Below are 23518 nucleotides of genomic sequence, written 5' to 3'. Positions count from 1 at the left end.
CGGAAACGTTGCCCATCATAGGACTATCCGCTGTCTGGAATAAACCGTTGAGGGCTGACTGCTGTAGACTCTCTGCCAACCACGCCCCCTCTTTCGAGTCTGTGATGCACAAAGAAACCGAACTGAAGCTCCGCGCCAGCCGCGAGACCCTTGCCGCCCTGCGCGAGCACCCTCTGCTGAAAAAGCGCAACAAGTCCGGCTGGCAGACCCGTGAACTGCTCAACCAGTACTTCGACACCCCCGAGCGTGAGCTGTCCGCCGCCCGTGTCGCCCTGCGCCTGCGCCGCGATGGCGACGCTGTCATTCAAACCCTCAAGTGCCGCGGCCAGAGCGTGGCCGGCCTGTCCGAGCGCAACGAGTACGAATGGAACCTGGACAAGGTCAAGCTCGACCTGAAGAAGCTGGACGCCACCTGCTGGCCCGAGCAACTGGCCAACCTGGACAAGAAAACCATCAAGCCGCTGTTCACCACCGACTTCAGCCGTGAATACGCTGAAATCGCCTGGGGCCGTGGCAAGAGCAAGGTGGTGATCGAGGCTGCGCTGGACCAAGGCTTCGTGATCGCCGGCAAGCGCAAGGAAGAGATCTGCGAGCTGGAGCTGGAATTGCGCGAAGGTGAACCGCAAGCACTGCTGGAACTGGCTGCAGAACTGGCCGCCAGTCTGCCACTGATGCCGTGCGACATCAGCAAGGCCGAGCGTGGTTACCGCCTGCTGGAACCGGACAGCTACGAGCTGGCCCTGCCACACACCGCGCTGGAAGCCGAAATGGCCCTGGACGACGCCTATGCCGCCCTCGCCTGGCAACTGCTGGGCAGCAGCCAGCGCCTGGCCGAGCAGTACCGCCACAACGGCCACTGGCGCCTGCTCCAGGACTGGGTCGAGTGCCTGAGCGAGCTGCGCGCGCTCACCGCCAGCCTGGGCCAGGCAGCACCGCGCGCAACCACCCGCGACCTGCGCGCCAGCCTTGATGCCTTGCTTGAAGACTGGCGCCCGCTGGTGCAGGCCGGCAACGATGACGAAGACATCCGTCGCGCCGCGCCTGAGCAGTTTGCCGAAGAACTGGAAGACGTACGCTGGGGCCAGTTCTCGCTGGAAACCTCACGCTGGCTGATGGCCCGCACCTGGACCACAGAGCGCAAGGGCCGCGGCGAACGCCAAGGCAAGGCACAACTGGCCAGCTGGCTGGGGCACTTGCTGGGCGAGGAAGGCCGCGCGTTGAAGCTGCCGCTGTACACCCAGCGCCCGGAAGACCTGGCCGAGCAGCTGCCACGTATCGAGCAGCTTCTGGCCTGGCTGCACCACGCCCGCCAGGTGCTGGAAGCGCCGCAGATGGACCGCCTGTACGGCGACCTGAAAAAGCTGCACGAACTGGCCGAGCAGCCCATCAGCGATGAAGTGCTGGAAGCGCGTATCGAACAGGCTCGGGCGGTGGACCAGAGCCGCGGCTGGAAGCACCTGCTCAAGGCGTGATACCGCGTCGCCTGCTTCGCGGGTAAACCCGCTCCTACAAAGGGTCAGGCGTGAGGCCGTGTGTAGGCACGGGTTTACCCGCGAATGACCACACCGGTGTAGGAGCGGGTTTACCCGCGAATGACCTCACCGGTGTAGGAGCGGGTTTACCCGCGAATGGCCTCAACGCGATAGCGGCAGGCTAGTGGTGGACTTGATCTCGGAAAGCGCCACAATCGAGTTCACCTCCTGAATCCCCGGCACGTTCGACAGTTTTTCGAAGAAGAACCGCTCGTAGGCCTCGATGTCCGACGTGACGATACGCAGCAGAAAGTCCACAGCCCCCATCAGCACATAACACTCCAGCACCTCTGGGAACCCACGGATCGCCTCGGTGAACTCGGTGAAGTTGGAGCGCCCATGGGCGTTCAGTTTCACTTCGGCGAAAATCTGCGTGTTCAGGCCGACCTTCTTGCGGTCCAGCAAGGTCACCTGCCCACGAATCACCCCCTCTTCCTTCAAGCGCTGAATGCGCCGCCAGCACGGCGATTGCGACAGCCCGACGCGCTCGGCGATCTGTGCGCTGGACAGCGAAGCGTCCTCCTGCAGCAGTTCGAGGATGCGACGGTCGTAGGCGTCCAGCTCGCTGTGCATTATTCATTCTCCAAAACGGCTTTTATTGAATAATTGAATTCACCATTAAGGTGAAACAGCCCAATCATAGCGAAAAAATGCCGCCAGCAACGTGCAAGAATTTCTCTATCATTTGCGGAGACCAGCATGAACGCACAGCCCCGTACCGACGCCTGGGCCGCCACTAACGCCCACAGCACCGTGCACTATCGCCTGCAGGCCGAAGCCGAGCCCGATAGCCTGTGCCGGGTGCTCAACCTGTTCGCCTTGCAGTTCCTGACCCCGCATAGCGTGCAGGTCAGGCAGCAGGATGACTGGCTGGATATCGAAATCGGCATTGGCGGGTTGAGCTGGCACCGGGCCGAGGTCATAGCACAGAAGCTGCGTAACCTGGTGTGTGTGGGTGAGGTGAGCCTGACCAACTTGCAGCGAGTGGCGTTGGCAGTGGTCTGAACCACCCTCTCTGCCGGGCCTGTACCGCATAGCACTAAAGGCCCGTGCGATCCCTTTAGGAAAGGGTCCACCCGCGAAGCGTCCGATACAGGCGCAGCAAAATTCCGAAACCTTTCACCTCCGATAGCCTCCCGCCGCCCGGCTAGCCTTGATCAGCACTACCCGATCAGGCACGGACGCCAACCATGCACACCCCCGACAACCCTGCACTCGACCTCAAGCGCGTGCTCCAGGCCCTGCTCGCTGACCAGCACCTGCACGCCAGCGATACCCTGCAAGTACTCGAACACGCCGCCACCCACCCCGCTAGCCACCCGCTGGAACACATCGCCGCCTGCAACCTGGAAAGCCGCCAGCATCCCGGCCAGCCCCTGGACCTGGAGCACCTTTGCCAGTGGCTGGCCGACAAGGTCGGACAACCCTACCTGCGCATCGACCCCATGCAACTCGACCTGCCCCAGGTCACCGGCCTGATCTCCCCAGCCTTCGCCCAGCGCCACGGCATCCTCATCGTCGCCACCGATGCCTCCAGCGTCACCGTCGCCAGCGCCCAGCCTTTCCAGGATGACTGGCAGGCCGACCTGGCCCGCAGCCTCGGCCGGGAGATCCGTCGCGTACTGGCCAGCCCGCAGCAGATCCGTCAATCAGCGCAGTCGTTCCACCGCCTGGCCCAGTCGGTAAAAGGCGCGCAATACCAGCAGTCGGCCAGCCTGGGGGAACTTGAGCAATTGCTCGAGCTGGGCAAACGCCAGGCCGAGGCCAGCGCAGACGACGCGCACATCGTTCATATCGTCGACTGGCTGTTGCAGTACGCCATCGAGCAACGCGCCAGCGATATTCACCTGGAACCGCGCCGCGAACAGGGCCAGCTGCGCTACCGCATCGATGGCCTGCTGCACACCGTCTATGCCTTCCCCGCCGGGGTCACCCTGGCCCTCGTCAGCCGCCTGAAACACCTGGGCCGCATGGACGTTGCAGAGAAGCGCCGGCCGCAGGACGGCCGGCTACAAAGCCGCCTACCGGGCGGTGGCGAAGTGGAGCTGCGGCTTTCGACCCTGCCCACCCCGTTTGGCGAGAAACTGGTGCTGCGCCTGTTCGACCCGCACCAGTTGCAAGAGGGCTTCGAACGCCTTGGCCTGCAAGGCCAGCAACTGGCCCAATGGCAGCGCCTGCTACGTCAGCGCCAAGACATCATCCTGGTCACCGGCCCCACCGGCTCTGGCAAGACCAGCACGCTGTACACCAGCCTCAAACTGCTGGCCACACCTCAGGTCAACCTGTGCACCATCGAAGACCCGATCGAGCGCCTGGAACCAGCCTTCAACCAGCTGCAGGTGCAGCCAGCGCTGGACCTGGGGTTCGCCAACGCGGTCAGGGCCATGCTGCGCCAAGACCCCGACATCATCATGATCGGCGAAATCCGCGACCGCGAAACCGCCCTGGTGGCAGTGCAGGCAGCGCTGACCGGGCACCTGGTGCTGTCGACCCTGCATACCAACGACGCCTGTGCAGCCATCACCCGCTTGCAAGAGCTGGGTGTAGCCGACTACCTGATCAAGGCGACGCTTATCGGGGTGATGGCCCAGCGCCTGGTGCGAACCGTCTGCACCGACTGCCAGGCAGGCTCATCAGTCACCTGCCGAGCCTGCCGCGGCACCGGCTTTCAGGGGCGCACGGGATTATTCGAACTGCTCGAGCCCAGCGACACCTTGCGCGCATTGATCGGCCCTGATGCCGACCTGACCCGTTTGCGGCGCCAGGCGCTGGCCGATGGCCTGATTGACCTGCGCCGTTGCGGCGAGGCCAAAGTGGCCGCTGGGCAGACCCGTACCGAGGAAGTGCTGCGCGTCTGCAACTGACGAAAAGTCCTTTGTATTCAAGGAACTTGCCTTGCCCGTAAAGATCCAAGCGCGCATCTTCAATCATCACCCTTCGAGGTGTTTCAACATGCGTCTCAAAACCGCCATTGCCGCGGCCACCTTGCTTTCGCTGCCTCTTGGCTCGGCCATGGCCGATACCTTCTGGCGTAACGTGATGACTTCCGGCGCTACCACGGCGTCGAGCTACCTGACCTCGCGGGATCACAAGCGGGTAGTGGCCGCGCAGGATGACGCCAGCAGCTTCGTCGCCAGCGAAGGCGCTATCCGCGGGCCGTTCCTGGAAGCGGCCATGCGCGAGGCACGGGCAGAGAACCCAGGGATGCAGGCTTCCGACATGGAGCTGGCCAATGCCATCCTGGCCAAGAATGCGGTAGCCGAGTAACTGCGTCGCCTGCTTCGCGGGTAAACCCGCTCCTACAGGTACCCGCGAAGCATCCAACACCAACCTCAGCGATAAGCCTCCACCGGCACACACGCGCAGAACAGGTTCCTGTCCCCATATACGTTGTCTACCCGGTTCACCGCCGGCCAGTACTTGTGCTGGCGCACGTGAGCACTGGGGGCCACCGCCTGCTCCAGGCTATACGGCCTGTCCCACACCCCCAGCACATCAGCCAAGGTATGCGGTGCATGCTTCAACGGGTTGTTCTCCGCTGGCCAGTTGCCCTGCTGTACTTCGTCAATTTCCGCCCGAATCGCCAGCATCGCCTCGACGAACCGGTCCAGCTCGGCCTTCGATTCACTCTCGGTCGGCTCCACCATCAACGTGCCCGGCACAGGGAAGGACATGGTCGGTGCGTGGAAGCCATAGTCCATCAGGCGCTTGGCCACGTCCTCTTCGCTGATGCCTGTCAGTGCCTTCAACGGCCGTAGGTCGAGGATGCATTCATGCGCCACGCGCTGATTACGCCCACGGTAGAGCACCGGGAACGCCGCGCCCAATCGGCTGGCCAGGTAGTTGGCCGAGAGGATAGCCACCTCGCTGGCGTCGGCCAGCTGCGGGCCCATCATGGCAATGTACATCCAGCTTATCGGCAAGATGCTTGCGCTGCCCCAGGGCGCGGCGCTGACCGCGCTGTTGTTCGGGTCCAACCCAGGCACCGGCACCACCGGGTGGCTGGCGACGAACGGCTTGAGGTGCGCGCGGATACCGATCGGCCCCATACCCGGGCCGCCCCCGCCGTGGGGAATGCAGAAAGTCTTGTGCAGGTTCATGTGTGAAACATCGGCCCCAATGTCTGCGGGGCGCGCCAGGCCCACCTGGGCATTGAGGTTGGCACCGTCCATGTACACCTGGCCACCGTGCTGGTGCACCACAGCGCAGATTTCGCGTATCCCCTCTTCGTACACACCGTGGGTCGAGGGGTAGGTGATCATCAGGCACGACAGACGCTCCCCGGCCGCGTGTGCCTTGGCTTTGAGGTCAGCCAGGTCGACGTTGCCATCGTTGTCGCAGTCGACAATCACCACTTCCATGCCAGCCATCTGTGCCGACGCCGGGTTGGTGCCGTGGGCCGACGACGGGATCAGGCACAACGTACGCATCGGCTGATGGCGGCTGCGGTGATAGCGCGTGATGGCCATCAGGCCGGCGTATTCACCCTGAGCACCGGAGTTGGGCTGCATGCAGATCGCATCGAAGCCGGTGATCGCGCATAGCCAGTTTTCCAGTTCGTCGATCATCGCCTTGTAGCCTGCCGCCTGGGCAGCAGGGGCGAACGGATGCAACTGGGCGAAGCCGGGCCAGGTAATGGGGATCATCTCACTGGTGGCGTTGAGTTTCATGGTGCACGAGCCCAACGGGATCATCGACTGGTTCAGCGCCAGGTCCTTGTTCTCCAGTTGCTTGAGGTAGCGCAGCATCTCTGTTTCGCTGTGATGCAGGTTGAACACGGGGTGGGCGAGGAATGGCGTGCGTCGCACCAGGCTGGCGGGGATGCCTTCAGGCAGGGCCAACTGGTCGAGGGCGGTGATTTCCAGGCCGTGATCCACCCCCAGGAAGATGTCGAGCAGGCGCAGCACCGTCTGCTCGTTGCAGGTTTCGTCCAGGCTCACCCCCAAGTGCCCGCGACCGAGAATGCGCAAATTGATGTGCGCGGCCTCGGCGCTTTCAATGATGGCCGCCTGGGCACCGCCAACATCCAGGGTAAGGGTATCGAAGAAGTGCTGATTGAGGCGTTTGATGCCCTTGGCCTCGAGGCCGGCAGCCAGGATGAAGGTCAGCCGGTGCACACGCTGAGCGATGCGCTGCAGGCCTTCCGGGCCGTGGTACACCGCGTAGAAGCCAGCAATGTTGGCCAGCAGCACCTGGGCCGTGCAGATGTTGGAATTGGCCTTTTCGCGGCGAATATGCTGCTCGCGGGTCTGCAGGGCCATCCGTAATGCGGTGTTGCCACGGGCATCGCGCGATACGCCGATGATGCGCCCCGGCATAGCCCGCTTGTAGTCGTCGCGACAGGCGAAATAGGCCGCGTGAGGCCCGCCATAGCCCATCGGCACACCAAAGCGCTGGGTCGAGCCCAGCACCACATCGGCGCCCAGTTCTCCGGGCGGCGCCAGCACCACCAGGCTTAGCAGGTCAGCGGCTACGCAGGCCAAGGCCTGCTGGCTGTGCACCTGGTCGATCAACGGGCGCAAGTCGCGCACTTCGCCGTGGGTGTCGGGGTACTGCAGCAAAGCGCCGAACACGGAGTGCTTGGCAAGATTATCCACAGAGTCGACGATCAGCTCGAAGCCGAAGCCCTCGGCGCGGGTCTTGAGTACCGATAGGGTCTGCGGATGACAGTGCTCGTCGGCAAAGAAGGTGTTGCTCGTGTTGCGTGCCACCCGCTTGGCCAAGGCCATGGCCTCGGCGGCAGCAGTGGCTTCATCGAGCAGCGAGGCATTGGCCAGAGCCAGGCCAGTGAGGTCAATGACCATTTGCTGGAAGTTCAGCAGCGCCTCCAGCCGGCCTTGGGCAATTTCGGGTTGGTATGGCGTGTAGGCGGTGTACCAGCCGGGGTTTTCCAGCACGTTGCGCAGGATGACCGTGGGGGTGATGGTGCCGTGGTAGCCCATACCGATGAGGCTGGTCCAGACCTGATTCTGTTCGGCGTAACCGGCGAGCTTGGCCAGGGCGGCTTGCTCGTCCAGTGCCGCTGGGAGGTCGAGGGGGCGATTGAGGCGGATGTCGGGCGGAACGGTCTGCTCGATCAGCTCGTTGCGGCTGGCGATACCCAGCGCGTTGAGCATGGCCTGCTGCTCTGTGGCATCGGGGCCCAGGTGACGGCGCAGAAATGGGTTGAACTCTTGCAGTTGATGCAGGCTTGGCGACTGGGACATGACGACGCTCTCTTCCTGGACCAGGTCTCATGGAGACTTACAAGTCTAGGAAGGGATTGCCGATTGTGCGGGGAAACTTGTCTGCAGGCCCGGCCTCTTCGCGGCTAAAGCCGCTCCTACAGGGGCTGCACCCGCCTCGAATGCAGTGCTGTACCCGTGTAGGAGGCTTTAGCCGCGAAGCAGGCGACGCGGTCTTACTCGCCAATCAGGGCCTTGTAGCCAGCAGCATCCAGCAACTTGTCCAGCTCGGCCGGGTTGCTTGGCTTCAATTTGAAGATCCACGAATCGTAAGGCTCTTCGTTGAGCAGTTCCGGGCTCTCAGCCAGCTCTTCGTTGACCGCAATCACTTCGCCACCGACCGGGGCGTAGATGTCCGAAGCGGCCTTGACCGACTCCACCACACCCGCAGCGTCGCCAGCGCCAAACACTTTGCCGACTTCAGCCAGCTCGACGAACACCACATCACCCAAGGCTTGCTGGGCGTGATCGCTGATTCCCACGGTCACACTGCCGTCGGCTTCCAGGCGAGCCCACTCATGGCTTTCGGCAAAACGCAGGTCGGCGGGGATATTGCTCATGTCTTGAATTCCTCGATTGGCTCAGCGGTACGCCCGCCGGTTATAAATTGTTCAGATCAGGATCTTGCCGTGGCGCACGAAGGTCGGTTTGACCACCCGCACCGGGTACCACTTGCCGCGAATTTCTACCTCGGCCCGATCACCGGTAGCCATAGGCACGCGCGCCAACGCAATGGACTTGCTCAGCGTAGGCGAGAAACTACCACTGGTGATCTCCCCTTCGCCAATACCGGCTACACGTACTACCTGATGGGCGCGCAGTACACCGCGCTCTTCCAGCACCAGACCCACCAGTTTTTCCTGCACGCCGTGCTCGATTTCCGCAAGCAGGCCGGCACGGCCGATGAAGTCGCGCTCGGCCGGTTCCCAGGCGATGCTCCAGCCCAGGTTGGAGGTGAGCGGGGTGTGGTTTTCGTCGATGTCCTGGCCGTACAGATTCATGCCGGCTTCCAGGCGCAGGGTATCGCGGGCGCCCAGGCCGCTTGGGGCGATACCGGCACCGACCAGGTCGTTGAAGAAGGCCACCGCCTGATCGCCCGGGAAGATGATCTCCAGGCCGTCCTCACCGGTATAGCCGGTGCGGGCAATGAACCAGTCGCCGTCGGCAACGCCCTCGAACGGGCGCAGTTCGCGGATGAGTGCAGCGCGCGCGGGGCTGAGCAAGGCCGCGACCTTTTCGCGGGCACGCGGCCCCTGGATGGCAAGGATGGCCAGATCAGGGCGGACCTGGAAGTCCACGGAAAAACCGGCACGTTGCAATTGCAGCCAATCGAGCACCTTGGCACGGGTGGCGGCATTGGTGACCAGGCGATAGCCGGTTTCAGTGCGGTAGACAATCAGATCATCGATCACCCCGCCCTGTTCGTTCAGCAGCGGGCTATACAGCGCCTTGCCGGTGTCGTCGAGGCGGGCCACGTCGTTGGCCAGCAGACGCTGCAGCCAAACAGTGGCATCAGTGCCGTCGACATCGATCACGGTCATATGAGAAACATCGAAGACGCCGCAATCGCTGCGCACCTGATGGTGCTCCTCGACCTGCGAGCCATAGTGCAGGGGCATGTCCCAGCCACCGAAATCGACCGTCTTGGCGCCTAGCGCCAGGTGCAGGTCATACAAAAGCGTGCGCTGTCCCATGGGTTTCTCCTTCCGGGCGTGGCGAAGCGGCGGCGGTCGATGACGTTGGGTCGTCAGCTGTTCTTGTTACTCACACCCGCCGCGCGAATGCCGCGCATTGTAGCCGCAAGGTCGCAAGCTGACATCCTCAGTGACTGTGACCGGGTCGGCGGGCCGAACGGCGAATCAGTCCGATGACCGGCAGCAGCCCCACCATTACCAAGGTCAGTGCCGGCAGCGAGGCTCGCGCCCATTCGCCCTCGCTGGTCATCTCGAACACCCGCACAGCGAGGGTGTCCCAGCCGAACGGCCGCATCAGCAAGGTGGCGGGCATTTCCTTGAGCACGTCGACGAACACCAGCAGCGCGGCACTAAGGGCACCGGGTACCAGCAGCGGCAGATATACCTTGAAAAACAATCTTGCGCCGCCGACACCCAGGCTGCGCGAGGCTTCGGGGAGTGAGGGGCGGATGCGTTCCAGGCTGCTCTCCAGCGGCCCGTAGGCCACCGCGATGAAGCGCACCAGGTAGGCCAACAGCAACGCCGAGAGGCTGCCTAGCAGCAGCGGCTTGCCGGCGCCGCCCAGCCAGCTGGACAGCGGAATGACCAGGTGGTTGTCGAGGTAACTGAAGGCCAGCATGATCGACACCGCCAACACCGAACCGGGCAGGGCATACCCCAGATTGGCCAGACCAACCCCGGCGCGGATACCGCCCGTCGGTGCCTGGCGCCGGGCAAAGGCCAGCAGCAGCGCCACACATACCGTGACCAGCGCCGCCATGCTGCCCAGGTAAAGGGTGTGCAGCACCAGGCCGATATAACGCTCATCCAGGTCATGCCGGCCGCGCTGCCAGAACCACGCCAGCAACTGCAGCAACGGGATGACGAAAGCGCAGGCGAACACCAGCAGGCACCAGCCACTGGCCAGCAGCGCCTTGAGTCCACGCAGTTGATAAAGCGCCTGCACGCGTGGTCGTTCGTTGCCGCTGCGGCTGGCACCACGGGCGCGGCGCTCGCCGTACAGCACCAGCATCACCGCCAGCAACAGCAAGCTGGCCAACTGGGCCGCACTGGACAAGCTGAAGAAGCCGTACCAGGTCTTGTAGATGGCCGTGGTGAAGGTGTCGAAGTTGAATACGGCCACTGCACCGAAGTCGGCCAGGGTTTCCATCAGCGCCAGGGCGATACCGGCACCGATCGCCGGCCGCGCCATGGGCAGGGCCACCCGCCAGAAAGCCTGCAGGGGCGTTAACCCAAGTACCCGCGCCGCCTCCATCAGGCCCTTGCCCTGAGCCAGGAAAGCCGTGCGCGCCAACAAGTAGACATAGGGATAGAAGACCAGCACCAGGACGGTGATTACCCCACCGGTGGAACGCACCCGAGGCAGGCGCATTGGCCCGAACACCTCGCGCAGGGCGCTTTGCACCGGGCCGGCAAAGTCCAGCAGGCCGACGAAGACGAACGCCAGCACGTAGGCCGGGATGGCGAACGGTAACATCAGCGCCCAGTCCAGCCAGCGTCGACCGGGGAAGTCGCAGAGGCTGGTGAGCCAGGCCAGGCTGACGCCCAGCACGGTGACACCAATACCCACACCCACCACCAGGGTCAGGGTATTGCCGAGCAGGCGGCCCATCTGGGTGTCGAGCAGGTGGGACCAGATCTGCAGGTCGATGGATTGCCAGGAGAGCAGCAGCACGCTCAGGGGCAGCAGCACCAAGGCGGCGATCAGGGAGACCGGGAGGTACCAGCGGCGTTGGGGGGTGTGGGGCAAGGCTGAAATCTCGAGTGCGATGGCGACCGCTGCGCGGCCGTTCGCGGGTAAACCCGCTCCTACGGGGACCGCGCAAGGCAGTGCAGATCCTGTAGGAGCGGGTTTACCCGCGAAAGGGCCCTAACGGGCCCAGAGAGGATAAAGCCTGGCGCTTAGTTGTAGCCAGCCCGATCCATCAGGCGAATGGCTTCAGCCTGGCGCTTGCCGGCAATTTCCACCGGAATGCTGTCGGCCTTGAAGCTGCCCCACGCCGCCACTTCCTCCGAAGGTTTCACCTTCGGGTTGGCCGGGAATTCCTGGTTGATGTCAGCGAACAGCTTCTGCGCTTCTTCGCCGGTCATCCATTCCACCAGTTTCTTCGCGGCTTCCGGGTGTGGCGCATGCTTGGTCAGGCCGATGCCCGAGAGGTTCACATGCACACCACGATCACCCTGGTTGGGCCAGAAGATCTTCACCGGCAGGTTCGGGTTCTGCTTGTGCAGACGGCCGTAATAGTAGGTGTTGACCACGCCCACATCACACTGCCCGGCCTCGATGGCCTGGATCACCGCGTTGTCGTCGGAGAACACATCGGTGGACAGGTTGTTGACCCAACCTTTGACGATTTGCTCGGTCTTGGCCTCACCGTGGGTTTCGATCAAGGTGGCGGTCAGCGACTGGTTGTACACCTTCTTGGCCGTGCGCAGGCACAGACGGCCTTCCCACTGTTTGTCAGCCAGGGCTTCGTAGGTGCTCAATTCTTCGGGTTTGACTCGCTCGGTGGAGTAGATGATGGTGCGGGCGCGCAGGCTCAGACCGGTCCAGTCGTGGGACGAGGCGCGGTACTGCGACGGGATATTCTGGTCGATGACGTCGGACTCGATCGGCTGCAGGATGCCCATCTGCTCAGCCTGCCACAGGTTGCCTGCATCGACGGTCAGCAACAGGTCGGCCACGCCGTTGTCGCCCTCGGCCTTGATGCGCTGCATCAGCGGGGCTTCCTTGTCGGTAATGAACTTGATCTTGACACCGGTCTTGGCGGTATAGGCATCGAACACCGGCTTGATCAGCTCGTCGATGCGCGAGGAGTACACCACCACTTCGTCCGCTGCCTGGGCAGTGCCGCCGAACAGGGTCAGGGCCAAGGCGGCCAGTAGGGGCTTGCGTGGCAACATTTTAAGCACTCCTCGATCGTATGAGAGGTGCGAATGGTAGTGAATCCCATTTTCTGGCTCACCTACCTAGGCGTTACCGGATGTTGCAAAGGACTACCACAGGTGATTGCGCCACGCTGTGGGAGCGGCCTGGTGTCGCGAAAGGGCCGCAAAGCGGCCCCGCCACTCTCAAGCCTTGGCCAGATCCGGCAGGTCACCACTCAAACCCAACGCTTGGCGCACAAACAGCGCCTTGGCCTCCGGCATCTGCTCCACCAGCTTCAACCCGCTGTTGCGCAACCAGCGCAACGGCAGCGGATCGGCCTGGAACAACCTCTCGAACCCCTCCATCGCCGCCATCAACGCCAGGTTGTGTGGCATGCGCCGCCGCTCGTAACGGCTCAGCACCTTCACATCGGCCAGCCTCTCGCCACGCTCGCAGGCATTGACCAACACCTCGGCCAGCACCGCCGCATCGAGAAAGCCCAGGTTCACGCCCTGCCCGGCCAACGGGTGAATGGTGTGTGCAGCATCACCGATCAAGGCCAGGCCTTCATCCACATAGCGCTTGGCGTGACGCTGGCGCAGCGGCACGCACACCCGTGGGTCGGCCTGCAGCACGTCCCCCAGACGCCCTTCGAAGGCCCGCTCCAGGGCCTGCAGGAAGGCCGCTTCATCCATCGCCATCAGCTGCTCGGCATGCTCCGGGGTGGTCGACCAGACGATCGAGCACCAGTCCTGCAGGCCATCGCGGGTCAACGGCAGGAACGCCAGCGGACCTTCGTCAGTGAAGCGCTGCCAGGCCGTGGCCTGGTGCCCGGCGCTGCAACGCACGCTGGTGACAATGGCATGGTGCAGGTAATCCCACTCGCGGGTTTCGCAGCCGGCCAGACGCCGCACCGCCGAATTGGCACCGTCGGCAGCGATCACCAACGGTGCCCGCAGTTGCCGGCCATCCGCCAGGGTCAGCAGCCACTCATCGCCGGAGCGACGCAATTGCTCCAGCCGCGCATTGGCCAGCAGGCCGATGTCGCTGTCGTGCAGGCGCTCCAGCAGGCCGTCCTGCACCACCCGGTTCTCGACGATATGGCCGAGCACCTGGGCATGCACACTGGCCGCCGAAAAGTGAATCTGCCCGGTGCCGCTGCCATCCCACACATGCATGTCGGAGTACGGCGTGGCGCGCCGCTGGGCAATGCCGTCCCAGGCGCCAAGGCGCTCGAGGATGCGCTGGCTGGCCGCCGATAGCGCGCTGACACGCGGCTCGAACGGGGCCTGGGCATCGAAGGGTACAACCGTCAGCGGGCCACCATCGAGCAACAAAATTTGCAGGCCACTGTGGCGCAACGCCAAGGCCAGGGCGCTGCCGACCATACCGGCACCGACAATCAACAGATCTGCGCGCATTTCCATGCCTTACGCCTGCCTCGCTTGCGGCTTGAGCCGCACGTATAGGGTTTTATCGACCCGCGCCACCAACTCGCCGGCGCCATCGCGGATATCGACCTGCAAACGCGGCAGGCATTTCTTGCCGGTGGCGGCCTGCTGGCGAATTTCGTCCAGCAGCGCATCATCGACGTGGAGTTCGGCATACACCGGGCCTTTGCCCGGCGAGATGAAATCGATGCTGGCGGCCTTGTCCCAGACGATGTAGTCACGCCCCAACTGCTCGATCAGCAGCAGCATGTAGAACGGGTCGACCATGGCATACAGGCTGCCACCGAACTGGGTACCGACGTAATTGCGGTTCCAGCGGGTCAGCTTCATCGCCACCTTGACGCTACGCAGGTCCGGGCTGATGTGCTGCACACGGATACCGGCACCCAGGTAAGGTGGGTAGAGGTTCAGCATCCAGCGAAGCATGCGCGCCCGGCGCGCCAGTTTACGCGGGTTGCTCATGCCTGGCCCCGCGGATCAGGGCGGGTGCCCAGGCCCATGGCCTGGCGGGCGAACCAGCTTTTTGCCGGTGGCAACAGGTCGAGCCCGAGCAGGCCAAGGTTGCGCCCGGCCGTCAGCAACGGCTGATTGCTGCCGAACAGACGGGTGACCTGGTCGGAGAAGCCGATGGTCATCGCCTGGTCCAGGCGCTGGCGCTGGTGATAGGCCTGCAACGTGGTCAGGTCGCCAGGCTGCTGTGGACCCGCCAGCAGTGCTTCGGCCAGGGCCTGCACGTCACGCAGCGACAGATTGAAACCCTGGCCCGCGATGGGGTGCAGGCTGTGTGCTGCGTTGCCCAGCACCACCAGGTGCGGCCGCACCTGCTCCTGGGCCTCGATCAAGGACAGCGGGTAGAGGTGCCGTACACCCACCTGGCGCAGCGCGCCCAGGCGGTAGCCGAACACACCCTGCAGTTCGCGCAGGAAACTGCGCTCGTCGATGTCGGCCAGGCGCCGCGCATCCATGCCCTGGCGGGTCCACACCAATGCGCAGCGGTTTTCCGGCAACGGCAGCAAGGCCATGGGGCCCTCCTCGGTGAAGCGCTCGAAAGCCTGGCCGCCGTGGGCCTCACCCGGGGTAATGTTGGCGATCAACGCGCTCTGCTGGTAAGGCGTGTGCCGCACATGGATTCCCAACTGCTCGCGCAGGCCAGAGCGACCACCATCGGCCAGCACCGCCAGGTCACATTCCAGCTGAGTGTCGTCGTTCAGCCCCAGCCGGTAGCCGCGTTCGATGGCCTGCATCGAGGTCACTTCCGCCGGGCAGCGCCAGCTCACCACCTCGCTGTCCAGCCCTTGCCACAGGCACTGGCCGAGCCAGGCGTTTTCCACCACGTAACCCAGCGCCGGTACGCCCTCTTCCAGGGCATCCAGGCGGGTGGCGCCAAAGCGACCACGGTCGGACACGTGAATCTGGCGAATAGGCTCGGCGCGGCGGCCGATGGCCTGCCACAGGCCCAGTTGCTGATAAATCTGCTGGGTGCCGAATGACAACGCCGACGAGCGCGCATCGTAGCTGGGTTGGTAGTTGTCGCCGGGGGCGAACGGCTCGATCAGCAGGATCTTCCAGCCGCGCGCCTTGGCGCCGGCCTGCAGGGCCAAAGCCAGGCTTGCGCCAACCAGGCCACCGCCGATGATCGCCAGGTTTACCCGGCTCATGCCACGGCCTTGCGGGCAGCCTGCATCAGCGCCTCGATCTCGGCGACCGTACGCGGCACACCCGAAGTCAGGATTTCACAACCTTGCCTGGTCACTACCACGTCGTCCTCGATCCTTACCCCAATGCCGCGCCACTTTTTGGCCACGGCCTGATTGTCGGCGCCAATGTAGATACCCGGCTCCACGGTCAGCGCCATGCCGGGTTCCAGCACCCGCCACTCGCCGCCCACCTTGTACTCGCCCACGTCGTGCACATCCATGCCCAGCCAATGCCCGGCGCGGTGCATGTAGAAGGCGCGATACGCTTCGCTGTCGATCAGCGCCTGCACATCCCCTTCAAGCAAGCCCAGCTCCACCAGGCCCGCAGTGATGACCCGCACGGTCGCCTCATGGGCGTGGTTCCAGTGCTTGCCGGGGGCTATTTCGGCAAACGCCGCCGCCTGCGCCTTGAGCACCAGCTCGTAGATGGCCTTCTGCTCGGGCGAAAACCGCCCACTGACCGGGAAGGTGCGGGTGATGTCGCTGGCATAGCAGTCGATTTCGCAGCCGGCGTCGATCAGCACCAGGTCGCCGTCCTTGAGCGGCGCATCGTTCTGTTGGTAGTGCAGGATGCAGCCGTTGCGCCCGGCCGCAACGATCGAGCCGTAGGCCGGCATCTTCGCCCCGCCCTTGCGGAATTCGTAGTCCAGCTCGGCTTCCAGGCTGTACTCGTGCAGCCCGGCGCGGCAGGCCTGCATGGCCCGCACGTGGGCTCGCGCAGAAATGTCTGCGGCAGCACGCATCACCTTCACTTCCGCCGCCGATTTATACAGGCGCATATCGTGCAGCAGATGATCCAGCGCAACGAACTCGTTTGGTGGCTGGGCGCCCAGGCGTGCCTTGGAGCGGATCACGTTGATCCAGTCCATCAGCCGGCGATCGAACTCCGGGTTGCTGCCCATGGCGCTGTAGACCCGCTCGCGGCCTTCGATCAGGCCAGGCAGGATCTCGTCGATATCCGTGATGGGGAAGGCATCGTCGGCGCCGAAATCACGCACCGCCCCTTCCTGGCCGGCCCGCAGGCCGTCCCACAGCTCGCGCTCAGGGTTGCGTTCACGGCAGAACAGCACGTACTCGCCATGCTCGCGCCCTGGAATCAAAGCAATCACCGCCTCGGGCTCCGGGAAGCCGCTGAGGTACTGGAAGTCGCTGTCCTGGCGGTACACGTGTTCGACGTCGCGGTTGCGGATGGCAACCGCGGCGGCGGGCAGAATAGCGATGCTGTTGGGGACCATCTGCGCCATCAGCGCCTTGCGCCGACGGGCATATTCGGCCTTGGGAATGTGGCTCATGGGCAGACTACCCCTGGTTGATCAGTGCAGCGACGGCTTGGGCGCGGGTGCGGCCGGCTTGGCCAGTTCGGAGAACAGCAGCAGGGGCGCCACGCGCAGGTATTCCATGACTTCCATGTAGTCGCTCTCGCCGTCCTCGGATTCTTCGAGCGCTTCCTGGACCTGCGAAATGGCCACCAGGTCCTGCAGCACTTCCTTGGCCTCGTCGGACAAGTCCTTACCGCCAGCGTTCAGGCCGAAACCGGTCACGAAGCCTTGGCACCACTGGCCCAGCGCGGTGGCGCGGTCGCTCAGTGCAGCATCATCGGTAGGCAGCAGCAGGACGATCGCCATGTCGTCGCTGGTCAGCTCGCCCTTGACCATTTCCTGCAAGCCGATCAAGGCATTGCGGACACTGTCACCAGGCTCGGTTTCCAGCAGTTGGGCGGCATCGGCCAACCAGGCATCGGCATCGAAGCCGGCGCCGGCGCAGCTGCGGCCAATCAGCAGGCCGTGCAGTTCGGCCGGGGTGACGGGATGACCATTGCTCGAGAGCAGCATGGCGAAGGCGTTGTAGGGCGATTGAGTATTGGGCATGGGCAGCTAGGCGCCAGACGGCGCAATGTCTAGAATGAAGACCTTGTATCCTAGCACCGGCAGGCGCGCCAAGACCATCTGCACTGGCCGTTGCCGCCCAGGGGGAGGCATCATCGCCAGGTGACTCAACGACGGAGCGAATCGAGTGCAACCCACGCAAGAGAACGACCTGCAGGCACTGATGAGCCGATTCGAGTTGCTGATCGAACGCGTCGAGCAACTAAAACGGCAAAATGCACTCCTAGTAGCTCAGGAAAAGTCCTGGCGCGAAGAGCGCGCCCACCTCATCGAAAAGAACGAGATCGCCAAGCGCAAAGTCGAGTCGATGATTTTACGCCTCAAGGCTCTGGAGCAAGACTCATGAGTTCAAGCAATAGCGTCACCGTGCAGATCCTCGACAAGGAATACTCGATCATCTGCCCGCCGGAAGAGCGCAACAACCTGGTCAGCGCTGCGCGCTACCTGGACGGCAAGATGCGCGAGATCCGCAGCAGCGGCAAGGTGATCGGTGCCGACCGCATCGCGGTCATGGCAGCATTGAACATTACCCACGAAATGCTGCACCGCCAGGAAGATCGCAACGATGCACCGGTCAGCGGCACAAACCGCGAACAGGTGCGCGACCTGCTGGATCGGGTAGATAAGGCTTTGTCCGACGACACGGATACCAAAATCGGCTGAGATTGGTATACTGGCGCCACTCCCTGGGGGATGCGCCAGTCGGTTATGTCCCTGAGCCGATACGCACAACCACGGGGGTTGCACGCTGGGGCCGGTGTGCATGTCCGCCCGACGGAAAGCCTTAACGCCCCCTGCAATCTCCACCTTGAACTTTCGGGTTCAAGGGCTACACCGATAGCGGTCTTATCGGGGAGCCTGAATTTTCTTGCCCGCCCTCCCCGGCGGGCAATTCGTTTTGGCCGACTTTATTCAAGCTTTGTACGAATAGTCACCGCGCAGGCACTTTTCGTATAAGGCAGCACATCTGGGACCGCCTGTGCCATGACCGAAACCGTGCCGCTCACCCGCCCCCAGTTACGTCGCCTGCTTCGCAATGCCCGCCGCGCCCTTACCCCTGCGCAGCAACGCCAGGCCACCCTCGGCCTGTACCGCCAACTGGCGCAACACCCCTTGTTCCGCCGCGCCCGCCACATCGCCCTGTACCTGCCCAACGACGGTGAAATCGACCCTCGCCTGCTGATGCGCGAAGCCCAGCGTCGCGGCAAGCGCACCTACCTGCCGGTGCTGCACGCCTGGCCGCGCACGCGCATGGTGTTCCAGCTTTTTGAGCAGGGTGAGAAACTCAAGCCCAATCGCTTTCGTATTCCAGAGCCGATAATCGATCGCAAACGCCAACGGCCAATCTGGGCGCTGGATCTGATTCTGCTACCGCTGGTCGGTTTTGACGAAGTGGGCGGACGCCTGGGAATGGGCGGTGGCTTCTATGATCGCAGCCTGGCCTACCAGGCGCGTCGGCAAACCTGGAAAAAACCGTTGCTGCTGGGGCTGGCGCATGAATGCCAGAAGGTCGAGCGGCTGGCGCAGGCCAGTTGGGACGTACCGCTGCAGGGTACGGTCTCTGACCGTGGCTGGTACCTGGCGCCACGTTGAGCGGCGCCAGCGGGGATATCAACGTTGTGGCTGGCCGGCGTCGACCGGCATCTGATAGGCGCTGTCCAGCTTGCGCTCCCAGAACCCTTGCGCATAACCGGTAGTGACCACACCCAGGCCAAAAATGAACACCAGGATCCACAGTAGATCCGGCTTTTTACGTTGATTCATCGAAGATTGCCCCCCAGGCAAACTGTTCTGTACTCGGCGATATTCTGGGTACCGCCGGTGCACGCGCTTTAAACGGTGCGCATTTTCCGACAACATGCGTCCGCACGCAAACCTTGACGCCAACCGACTGTCGGTTTCGTGCAACAGGTTATTTCAAACCTTTTCAGGAGCAGCATTCATGGCTTACTGGCTGATGAAATCCGAGCCCGACGAGCTCTCCATAGAAGCCCTCGCACGCTTGGGTGAAGCGCGCTGGGACGGCGTGCGTAACTATCAGGCGCGTAATTTTCTGCGGGCCATGAGCGTGGGTGACGAATTTTTCTTCTACCACTCCAGCTGCCCACAACCCGGCATCGCCGGCATTGCCAGAATCACCCGCGCGGCCTACCCGGACCCTACCGCGCTGGACCCGGAAAGCCATTATCACGATGTCAAGGCCACCACCGACAAGAACCCGTGGAGCGCAGTGGATGTGGCCCACGTACAAACCTTCCCAAGGGTGCTGGAGCTGGGATGGCTGAAACAGCAGGCCGGGCTGGTCGAGTTGCCGCTGGTGCAAAAAGGCAGCCGCCTGTCGGTCATGCCGGTAACGCCCGAGCAGTGGGCGGTGATTGTCGCGTTGCGCTGAATGCGCAGCTAAGGTCAAGGGCTTGACCAATATCAACACGCCACATATGGCCGCAAGGCATGATGGACCGTGCATGACCGCAAGGATGCAGAACGATGAACCGATACGCCCCTAGAATCTTCGCCACTGCACTGATCGCACTGCTCGTTGCAGCCGGCGGGCTGGGGTACTGGAAGTCGCTCCACGACCAGTTGCCCGAAGGCCTGAGCATGGGCAACGGCCGCCTTGAAGCCACCGAAGTGCAGATCGCCAGCAAGGTCCCCGGTCGCCTGGCCGAGGTACTGGTCGATGAAGGCGACAACGTTACCCAAGGCCAGCTACTGGCACGCATCGACACCCGCACCATGGAAGCCCAGCGCAGCCAGGCCGAAGCCGAAGTGCTGCGCGCCCGGGAAAACTACGCCGCCGCCCAGGCCAGCGTGCAACTGCGCCAGAGCGAACTGCTGCTGGCCAGCCAGGAGCTCAAGCGCGTGCGCGAAATTTTCCAGCGCAAGTACGCCAGCCAGCAGTTGCTCGACCAACAGCAGGCGCGCTTTGACACAGCCAGCGCAGCAGTGGTCGCTGCCCGCGCCCAACTGGCAGCGATCAAGGCTGCAATCGGCGCCGCCGAAGCTCAAGTGGCACAGCTCACCAGCGAAATCGACGACAGCAGCCTGCGAGCGCCCATCAACGGCATCATCCAGCTGCGCCTGGCCGAACCCGGTGAAGTGCTGGGTGCCGGCGGCCGCGTCCTGATGCTGATCGACCCCAGCGACCAATACATGAACCTGTACCTGCCGGCGTCCACCAGCGGCCGGCTGACCGTAGGCGATCAGGCGCGCATCGTGCTCGACGCCCTGCCCGAGCGCGCGCTGCCGGCCAAGGTGGCCTTTGTCGCAGCCAAGGCCCAGTTCACCCCCAAACAGGTCGAAACCCGCGACGAACGGCAAAAGCTGGTGTTCCGGGTCAAACTGCGCCTGAGCGACCCGGGCGCCGTGCCGCAAGCCAAACCAGGCATGCCAGGCGCCGGCTATGTCCGCACGGCTGAAGTGGACTGGCCGGCCAACTTGCAATGAACGCCCCGGCACTGCTGGCCGAAGGCATCAGCCACCGTTACGGCGACCTGGTAGCCCTGCACCAGCTAGGCTTCAGCCTGCCTGTGGGCACCCGCTGCGCACTGATCGGCCCCGACGGGGCAGGCAAATCAACCCTGTTGGGGCTGATCGCCGGCGTAAAACGCCTGCAACAGGGGGAGCTGCAGGTGCTGGGCGGCTCGATCCGCCAACGCCGCCATCGCACGGCGCTATACCCCAAAGTAGCGTTCATGCCGCAGGGGCTGGGCAACAACCTGTACCCGGAACTGTCGATCAGCGAGAACATCCGCTTTTTCGCCACCCTGTTCGGGCTGGGCCGCCGCGAGTGTGAGCAGCGCATGGCCAATCTGTTGCAGGCCACCGACCTGCAGCGCTTTGCCCAGCGCCCGGCCGGCAAGCTGTCGGGTGGCATGAAGCAGAAGCTGGGTCTTTGCTGCGCGCTGATCCACGAGCCAGACCTGCTTATCCTGGACGAGCCGACCACCGGCGTCGACCCACTGTCGCGGCGGCGCTTCTGGGAGCTGGTTGAGCAGGTTCGCGTACAACGCCCGCAACTGACCCTGCTGGTGGCTACCGCCTACATGGAAGAAGCCGAACAGTTCGAGCATTGCCTGATGCTCGATGGCGGCCGGCTGCTGGCCGCCGGCCCTAGCCACGAACTGGCTGCGGTAACCCCCAGCGGCAAGCTGGATGACGCCTTTACCCACTACCAGGGCGCTGGCAAGACGCAGCATCAACCACTGGCAATCCCGCCGCGCCAAGCCACGGACGGCCCGGTCGCCATCGAGGCACACGACCTGACCCTGCGCTTTGGCGACTTCACAGCGGTGAACAAGGTCAGTTTCGCCATTGGCCGTGGGGAGATCTTCGGCTTCCTGGGTTCCAACGGTTGCGGCAAGACCACCACCATGAAAGTGCTTACCGGCCTGATGCCGGCCAGCGAGGGTAGCGCCAGCCTGCTGGGTCGCCCGGTGGACGCCAGCGACCTGGCCACACGCAAGCGGGTCGGTTTCATGTCGCAGAGTTTCTCTCTGTATGGCGAGCTCAGCACCCGGCAGAACCTGGCCCTGCATGCCCGCTTGTTCGACTTGCCCAAAGCCGAGAGCGCCCAGCGCATCGATGAGCTGATCGAGCGCTTCGAGCTCGCCACTATCGCCGACCAACCGTCTGGCGCCCTGCCCCTTGGTTTGCGCCAGCGTCTGTCGCTGGCAGTGGCGGTTCTGCATCGCCCGGAAGTGTTGATCCTCGACGAACCGACCTCCGGCGTCGACCCGGCCGCCCGCGACGACTTCTGGCGCCTGCTGGTAGAACTGTCCCGCGAGCAAGGCGTGACCATTTTCCTCTCCACCCACTTCATGAACGAAGCCCAGCGCTGCGATCGTATTTCGCTGATGCACGCCGGGCGAGTGCTGGCCTGCGACACACCCGATGCCCTGCAGCATCAGTACCAGGGCGCCACGCTGGAGGACGCGTTCGTCCGCTGCCTGGAGCAGGCCCAGGAGCTGGCGCCAGCCGCCACCGACAGCAGCGTGCTGGAACAGGCGTCCACCCCCACCCTGCCGCTACGCCAGGGATTCAGCCTGCGCCGCCTGCTGGCAGTGGCCGGCCGTGAGGGCAAGGAGCTGCTGCGCGACAAGGTGCGCCTGGCCTTCGCCTTACTGGGTGCAATGTTCATGATGGTGATCTTCGGCTACGGCATTTCACTGGATGTGGAAAACCTCGCCTTCGCCGTGCACGATCAGGACCAGAGCCCGCAAAGTCGCGCCTACCTCGAAGCCTTCCGTGGTTCACGCTACTTCGCCGAACAGGCACCCATCCGCGATAGCAGCGAGCTGCACCAGCGCCTGCAACGCTCGGAAATCAAACTGGCACTGGAGATTCCGCCCGGTTTTGGCCGCGACCTGTACGCAGGGCGCCAGCCGGTGGTGGCTGCCTGGCTCGACGGTGGCATGCCGTTCCGCGCAGAAACCAGCCGCAACTACGTGGAAGCCGTGCACCAGGCCAACCTGGAGCAACTGGCACAGGCCAGCCCGCAACCGCAGCCACGCCAGGACCCGGTGCGCCTGGAAACGCGTTTCCGCTACAACCAGGATGTGGTCAGCGTGAACGCCATCGGTCCGGGCGTGATGGCACTGATACTGGCCTTCATACCGGCCATGCTCACTGCACTGGGCATCGTGCGCGAGAAGGAACTCGGCTCCATCACCAACTTCTACGCCACACCCCTCACCCGCCTGGAATTCCTGCTTGGCAAGCAGATGCCCTACCTGGCTGTGAGCCTGGTCAACCTGGCGCTGCTCGTCGCGATGAACTGCTGGCTGTTCGCCGTACCGCTCAAGGGCAGCGTACTGGCCCTGGCGTGTGGCGGCGTGGCCTACCTGCTGGCAACCACCAGCCTGGGCCTGCTGATTTCGGCATTCACCCGCACCCAGATCGCCGCCATTCTCGGCACCATGATCATTACCAGCCTGCCGACCATCCAGTTTTCCGGGCTGATCGTGCCACGCTCGTCGCTGGACGGCGCAGCAGCGGTGATGGGCCAGTTGTTCCCGGCGGGCTACTTCCTCGACATCGCAGTCGGCACCTTCACCAAGGCGTTAGGCCTGCGCGAGTTGTGGCCGCAGTGCCTGATCCTGCTGAGCTTCTTTGCCGCATTCACCGGCCTGAGCCTGGCAATGCTGAAGAAGCAGGAGGCCTGAC

General features: G+C 63.7%; 22 protein-coding genes and 1 other RNA gene. 11 read left to right on the top strand and 12 right to left on the bottom strand.

What is annotated here, in order from left to right:
- Window positions 1-104 precede the first annotated feature (104 nt).
- Entirely contained in the window at window positions 105-1472 is a 1368-nt protein-coding gene (locus ACF8RA_RS02715; protein ID WP_176682815.1) for an inorganic triphosphatase, read from the top strand.
- 162 nt (window positions 1473-1634) lie between these two features.
- Here ACF8RA_RS02715 and ACF8RA_RS02710 read toward each other — a convergent pair whose 3' ends face one another.
- A complete protein-coding gene (locus ACF8RA_RS02710) occupies window positions 1635-2105 on the bottom strand; it encodes an Lrp/AsnC family transcriptional regulator (RefSeq protein ID WP_003253717.1) in 471 nt (156 codons plus the stop codon).
- Between the two features lie 126 nt (window positions 2106-2231).
- On the opposite strand from ACF8RA_RS02710, the gene ACF8RA_RS02705 reads away from it, so the two are divergent.
- The 3 genes from ACF8RA_RS02705 (at window position 2232) to ACF8RA_RS02695 (ending at window position 4799) form a co-directional block, all read left to right on the top strand.
- Complete coding sequence (locus tag ACF8RA_RS02705; RefSeq protein WP_209969256.1) at window positions 2232-2537, top strand: hypothetical protein; 306 nt, start codon at window positions 2232-2234, stop codon at window positions 2535-2537.
- 185 nt (window positions 2538-2722) lie between these two features.
- Entirely contained in the window at window positions 2723-4396 is a 1674-nt protein-coding gene (locus ACF8RA_RS02700) for a GspE/PulE family protein (protein ID WP_392518761.1), read from the top strand.
- An 88-nt stretch (window positions 4397-4484) separates the two neighbouring features.
- Window positions 4485-4799 carry a DUF2388 domain-containing protein gene (locus ACF8RA_RS02695; protein WP_176682818.1) on the top strand — a complete coding sequence of 105 codons (315 nt, stop codon included), beginning with the start codon at window positions 4485-4487 and terminating at the stop codon, window positions 4797-4799.
- Window positions 4800-4864: 65 nt separating this feature from the next.
- On the opposite strand, the gene gcvP is transcribed toward ACF8RA_RS02695, so the two are convergent.
- The 10 genes from gcvP to ACF8RA_RS02645 all read right to left on the bottom strand — a co-directional run bounded on the left by gcvP (window position 4865) and on the right by ACF8RA_RS02645 (window position 17335).
- Window positions 4865-7738, bottom strand: coding sequence for an aminomethyl-transferring glycine dehydrogenase (gcvP, locus tag ACF8RA_RS02690; RefSeq protein ID WP_392518760.1), 2874 nt, complete (start codon window positions 7736-7738; stop codon window positions 4865-4867).
- Between the two features lie 194 nt (window positions 7739-7932).
- Window positions 7933-8316: a glycine cleavage system protein GcvH gene (gcvH, locus tag ACF8RA_RS02685; protein WP_176682820.1), complete on the bottom strand. Its 384-nt coding sequence runs from the start codon at window positions 8314-8316 to the stop codon at window positions 7933-7935.
- A 51-nt stretch (window positions 8317-8367) separates the two neighbouring features.
- Window positions 8368-9450: a glycine cleavage system aminomethyltransferase GcvT gene (gcvT, locus tag ACF8RA_RS02680; RefSeq protein WP_252460452.1), complete on the bottom strand. Its 1083-nt coding sequence runs from the start codon at window positions 9448-9450 to the stop codon at window positions 8368-8370.
- 127 nt (window positions 9451-9577) lie between these two features.
- Window positions 9578-11200, bottom strand: a complete 1623-nt coding sequence (locus ACF8RA_RS02675; protein WP_176682821.1) for an iron ABC transporter permease — start codon at window positions 11198-11200, stop codon at window positions 9578-9580.
- Between the two features lie 152 nt (window positions 11201-11352).
- Window positions 11353-12354, bottom strand: a complete 1002-nt coding sequence (locus ACF8RA_RS02670; RefSeq protein WP_012054051.1) for an extracellular solute-binding protein — start codon at window positions 12352-12354, stop codon at window positions 11353-11355.
- 168 nt (window positions 12355-12522) lie between these two features.
- Window positions 12523-13740, bottom strand: a complete 1218-nt coding sequence (locus tag ACF8RA_RS02665; RefSeq protein WP_176683046.1) for a 2-octaprenyl-3-methyl-6-methoxy-1,4-benzoquinol hydroxylase — start codon at window positions 13738-13740, stop codon at window positions 12523-12525.
- Between the two features lie 9 nt (window positions 13741-13749).
- Window positions 13750-14232 (bottom strand): DUF4442 domain-containing protein, encoded by a 483-nt coding sequence (locus ACF8RA_RS02660; RefSeq protein WP_176682822.1) that lies wholly within the window; start codon window positions 14230-14232, stop codon window positions 13750-13752.
- Complete coding sequence (gene ubiH / locus ACF8RA_RS02655; RefSeq protein WP_209969241.1) at window positions 14229-15428, bottom strand: 2-octaprenyl-6-methoxyphenyl hydroxylase; 1200 nt, start codon at window positions 15426-15428, stop codon at window positions 14229-14231. The genes ACF8RA_RS02660 and ubiH overlap by 4 nt, the downstream gene beginning before the upstream one ends.
- A complete protein-coding gene (pepP, locus tag ACF8RA_RS02650; protein ID WP_003253692.1) occupies window positions 15425-16759 on the bottom strand; it encodes a Xaa-Pro aminopeptidase in 1335 nt (444 codons plus the stop codon). Before pepP ends, ubiH begins: the two co-directional genes overlap by 4 nt.
- A 21-nt stretch (window positions 16760-16780) precedes the next feature.
- The gene (locus ACF8RA_RS02645) at window positions 16781-17335 is read right to left on the bottom strand and encodes a YecA family protein (RefSeq protein WP_176682824.1); all 555 of its coding nucleotides are present in this window, start codon (window positions 17333-17335) and stop codon (window positions 16781-16783) included.
- Between the two features lie 181 nt (window positions 17336-17516).
- On the opposite strand from ACF8RA_RS02645, the gene ACF8RA_RS02640 reads away from it, so the two are divergent.
- The 4 genes from ACF8RA_RS02640 to ACF8RA_RS02625 all read left to right on the top strand — a co-directional run bounded on the left by ACF8RA_RS02640 (window position 17517) and on the right by ACF8RA_RS02625 (window position 18946).
- On the top strand, window positions 17517-17699 hold the full coding sequence (locus ACF8RA_RS02640) for a TIGR02449 family protein (protein ID WP_029886233.1): 183 nt from the start codon (window positions 17517-17519) through the stop codon (window positions 17697-17699).
- Window positions 17696-18016 carry a cell division protein ZapA gene (locus ACF8RA_RS02635; RefSeq protein WP_003253687.1) on the top strand — a complete coding sequence of 107 codons (321 nt, stop codon included), beginning with the start codon at window positions 17696-17698 and terminating at the stop codon, window positions 18014-18016. The genes ACF8RA_RS02640 and ACF8RA_RS02635 overlap by 4 nt, the downstream gene beginning before the upstream one ends.
- 17 nt (window positions 18017-18033) lie before the next feature.
- Window positions 18034-18213, top strand: a non-coding RNA gene (gene ssrS / locus ACF8RA_RS02630) — 6S RNA.
- Window positions 18214-18337: 124 nt separating this feature from the next.
- Entirely contained in the window at window positions 18338-18946 is a 609-nt protein-coding gene (locus ACF8RA_RS02625; protein ID WP_176682825.1) for a 5-formyltetrahydrofolate cyclo-ligase, read from the top strand.
- Between the two features lie 18 nt (window positions 18947-18964).
- Here ACF8RA_RS02625 and ACF8RA_RS02620 read toward each other — a convergent pair whose 3' ends face one another.
- Entirely contained in the window at window positions 18965-19117 is a 153-nt protein-coding gene (locus ACF8RA_RS02620; RefSeq protein ID WP_176682826.1) for a hypothetical protein, read from the bottom strand.
- Between the two features lie 178 nt (window positions 19118-19295).
- Between ACF8RA_RS02620 and ACF8RA_RS02615 the strand changes: the two genes are divergently transcribed.
- The 3 genes from ACF8RA_RS02615 to rbbA all read left to right on the top strand — a co-directional run bounded on the left by ACF8RA_RS02615 (window position 19296) and on the right by rbbA (window position 23517).
- The gene (locus ACF8RA_RS02615; RefSeq protein WP_176682827.1) at window positions 19296-19745 is read left to right on the top strand and encodes an EVE domain-containing protein; all 450 of its coding nucleotides are present in this window, start codon (window positions 19296-19298) and stop codon (window positions 19743-19745) included.
- Window positions 19746-19840: 95 nt separating this feature from the next.
- Window positions 19841-20800: an HlyD family secretion protein gene (locus tag ACF8RA_RS02610; RefSeq protein WP_176682828.1), complete on the top strand. Its 960-nt coding sequence runs from the start codon at window positions 19841-19843 to the stop codon at window positions 20798-20800.
- On the top strand, window positions 20797-23517 hold the full coding sequence (gene rbbA / locus ACF8RA_RS02605; RefSeq protein ID WP_392518758.1) for a ribosome-associated ATPase/putative transporter RbbA: 2721 nt from the start codon (window positions 20797-20799) through the stop codon (window positions 23515-23517). The genes ACF8RA_RS02610 and rbbA overlap by 4 nt, the downstream gene beginning before the upstream one ends.
- Window position 23518: the final 1 nt, after the last annotated feature.

It is taken from the genome of Pseudomonas sp. FYR_5 (assembly GCF_043106315.1).
Classification (GTDB): domain Bacteria; phylum Pseudomonadota; class Gammaproteobacteria; order Pseudomonadales; family Pseudomonadaceae; genus Aquipseudomonas; species Aquipseudomonas putida_Y.
Note: the sequence above shows the minus strand (reverse complement) of the source record. Positions and strands in the feature narration are given on the sequence as shown.

Excerpts from the sequence above, each read along its gene's own strand:
- ACF8RA_RS02640 (WP_029886233.1), top strand. The coding sequence starts at position 17,517 with ATGAGCCGATTCGAGTTGCTGATCGAACGCGTCGAGCAACTAAAACGG.
- ACF8RA_RS02635 (WP_003253687.1), top strand. The coding sequence starts at position 17,696 with ATGAGTTCAAGCAATAGCGTCACCGTGCAGATCCTCGACAAGGAATAC.
- ubiH (WP_209969241.1), bottom strand. The coding sequence starts at position 15,428 with ATGAGCCGGGTAAACCTGGCGATCATCGGCGGTGGCCTGGTTGGCGCA.
- ACF8RA_RS02670 (WP_012054051.1), bottom strand. The coding sequence starts at position 12,354 with ATGTTGCCACGCAAGCCCCTACTGGCCGCCTTGGCCCTGACCCTGTTC.
- ACF8RA_RS02610 (WP_176682828.1), top strand. The coding sequence starts at position 19,841 with ATGAACCGATACGCCCCTAGAATCTTCGCCACTGCACTGATCGCACTG.
- rbbA (WP_392518758.1), top strand. The coding sequence starts at position 20,797 with ATGAACGCCCCGGCACTGCTGGCCGAAGGCATCAGCCACCGTTACGGC.
- ACF8RA_RS02695 (WP_176682818.1), top strand. The coding sequence starts at position 4,485 with ATGCGTCTCAAAACCGCCATTGCCGCGGCCACCTTGCTTTCGCTGCCT.
- ACF8RA_RS02705 (WP_209969256.1), top strand. The coding sequence starts at position 2,232 with ATGAACGCACAGCCCCGTACCGACGCCTGGGCCGCCACTAACGCCCAC.
- gcvH (WP_176682820.1), bottom strand. The coding sequence starts at position 8,316 with ATGAGCAATATCCCCGCCGACCTGCGTTTTGCCGAAAGCCATGAGTGG.
- pepP (WP_003253692.1), bottom strand. The coding sequence starts at position 16,759 with ATGAGCCACATTCCCAAGGCCGAATATGCCCGTCGGCGCAAGGCGCTG.
- ACF8RA_RS02665 (WP_176683046.1), bottom strand. The coding sequence starts at position 13,740 with ATGCGCGCAGATCTGTTGATTGTCGGTGCCGGTATGGTCGGCAGCGCC.
- ACF8RA_RS02715 (WP_176682815.1), top strand. The coding sequence starts at position 105 with ATGCACAAAGAAACCGAACTGAAGCTCCGCGCCAGCCGCGAGACCCTT.
- ACF8RA_RS02700 (WP_392518761.1), top strand. The coding sequence starts at position 2,723 with ATGCACACCCCCGACAACCCTGCACTCGACCTCAAGCGCGTGCTCCAG.
- gcvP (WP_392518760.1), bottom strand. The coding sequence starts at position 7,738 with ATGTCCCAGTCGCCAAGCCTGCATCAACTGCAAGAGTTCAACCCATTT.
- ACF8RA_RS02615 (WP_176682827.1), top strand. The coding sequence starts at position 19,296 with ATGGCTTACTGGCTGATGAAATCCGAGCCCGACGAGCTCTCCATAGAA.
- ACF8RA_RS02620 (WP_176682826.1), bottom strand. The coding sequence starts at position 19,117 with ATGAATCAACGTAAAAAGCCGGATCTACTGTGGATCCTGGTGTTCATT.
- ACF8RA_RS02645 (WP_176682824.1), bottom strand. The coding sequence starts at position 17,335 with ATGCCCAATACTCAATCGCCCTACAACGCCTTCGCCATGCTGCTCTCG.
- ACF8RA_RS02625 (WP_176682825.1), top strand. The coding sequence starts at position 18,338 with ATGACCGAAACCGTGCCGCTCACCCGCCCCCAGTTACGTCGCCTGCTT.
- gcvT (WP_252460452.1), bottom strand. The coding sequence starts at position 9,450 with ATGGGACAGCGCACGCTTTTGTATGACCTGCACCTGGCGCTAGGCGCC.
- ACF8RA_RS02660 (WP_176682822.1), bottom strand. The coding sequence starts at position 14,232 with ATGAGCAACCCGCGTAAACTGGCGCGCCGGGCGCGCATGCTTCGCTGG.
- ACF8RA_RS02710 (WP_003253717.1), bottom strand. The coding sequence starts at position 2,105 with ATGCACAGCGAGCTGGACGCCTACGACCGTCGCATCCTCGAACTGCTG.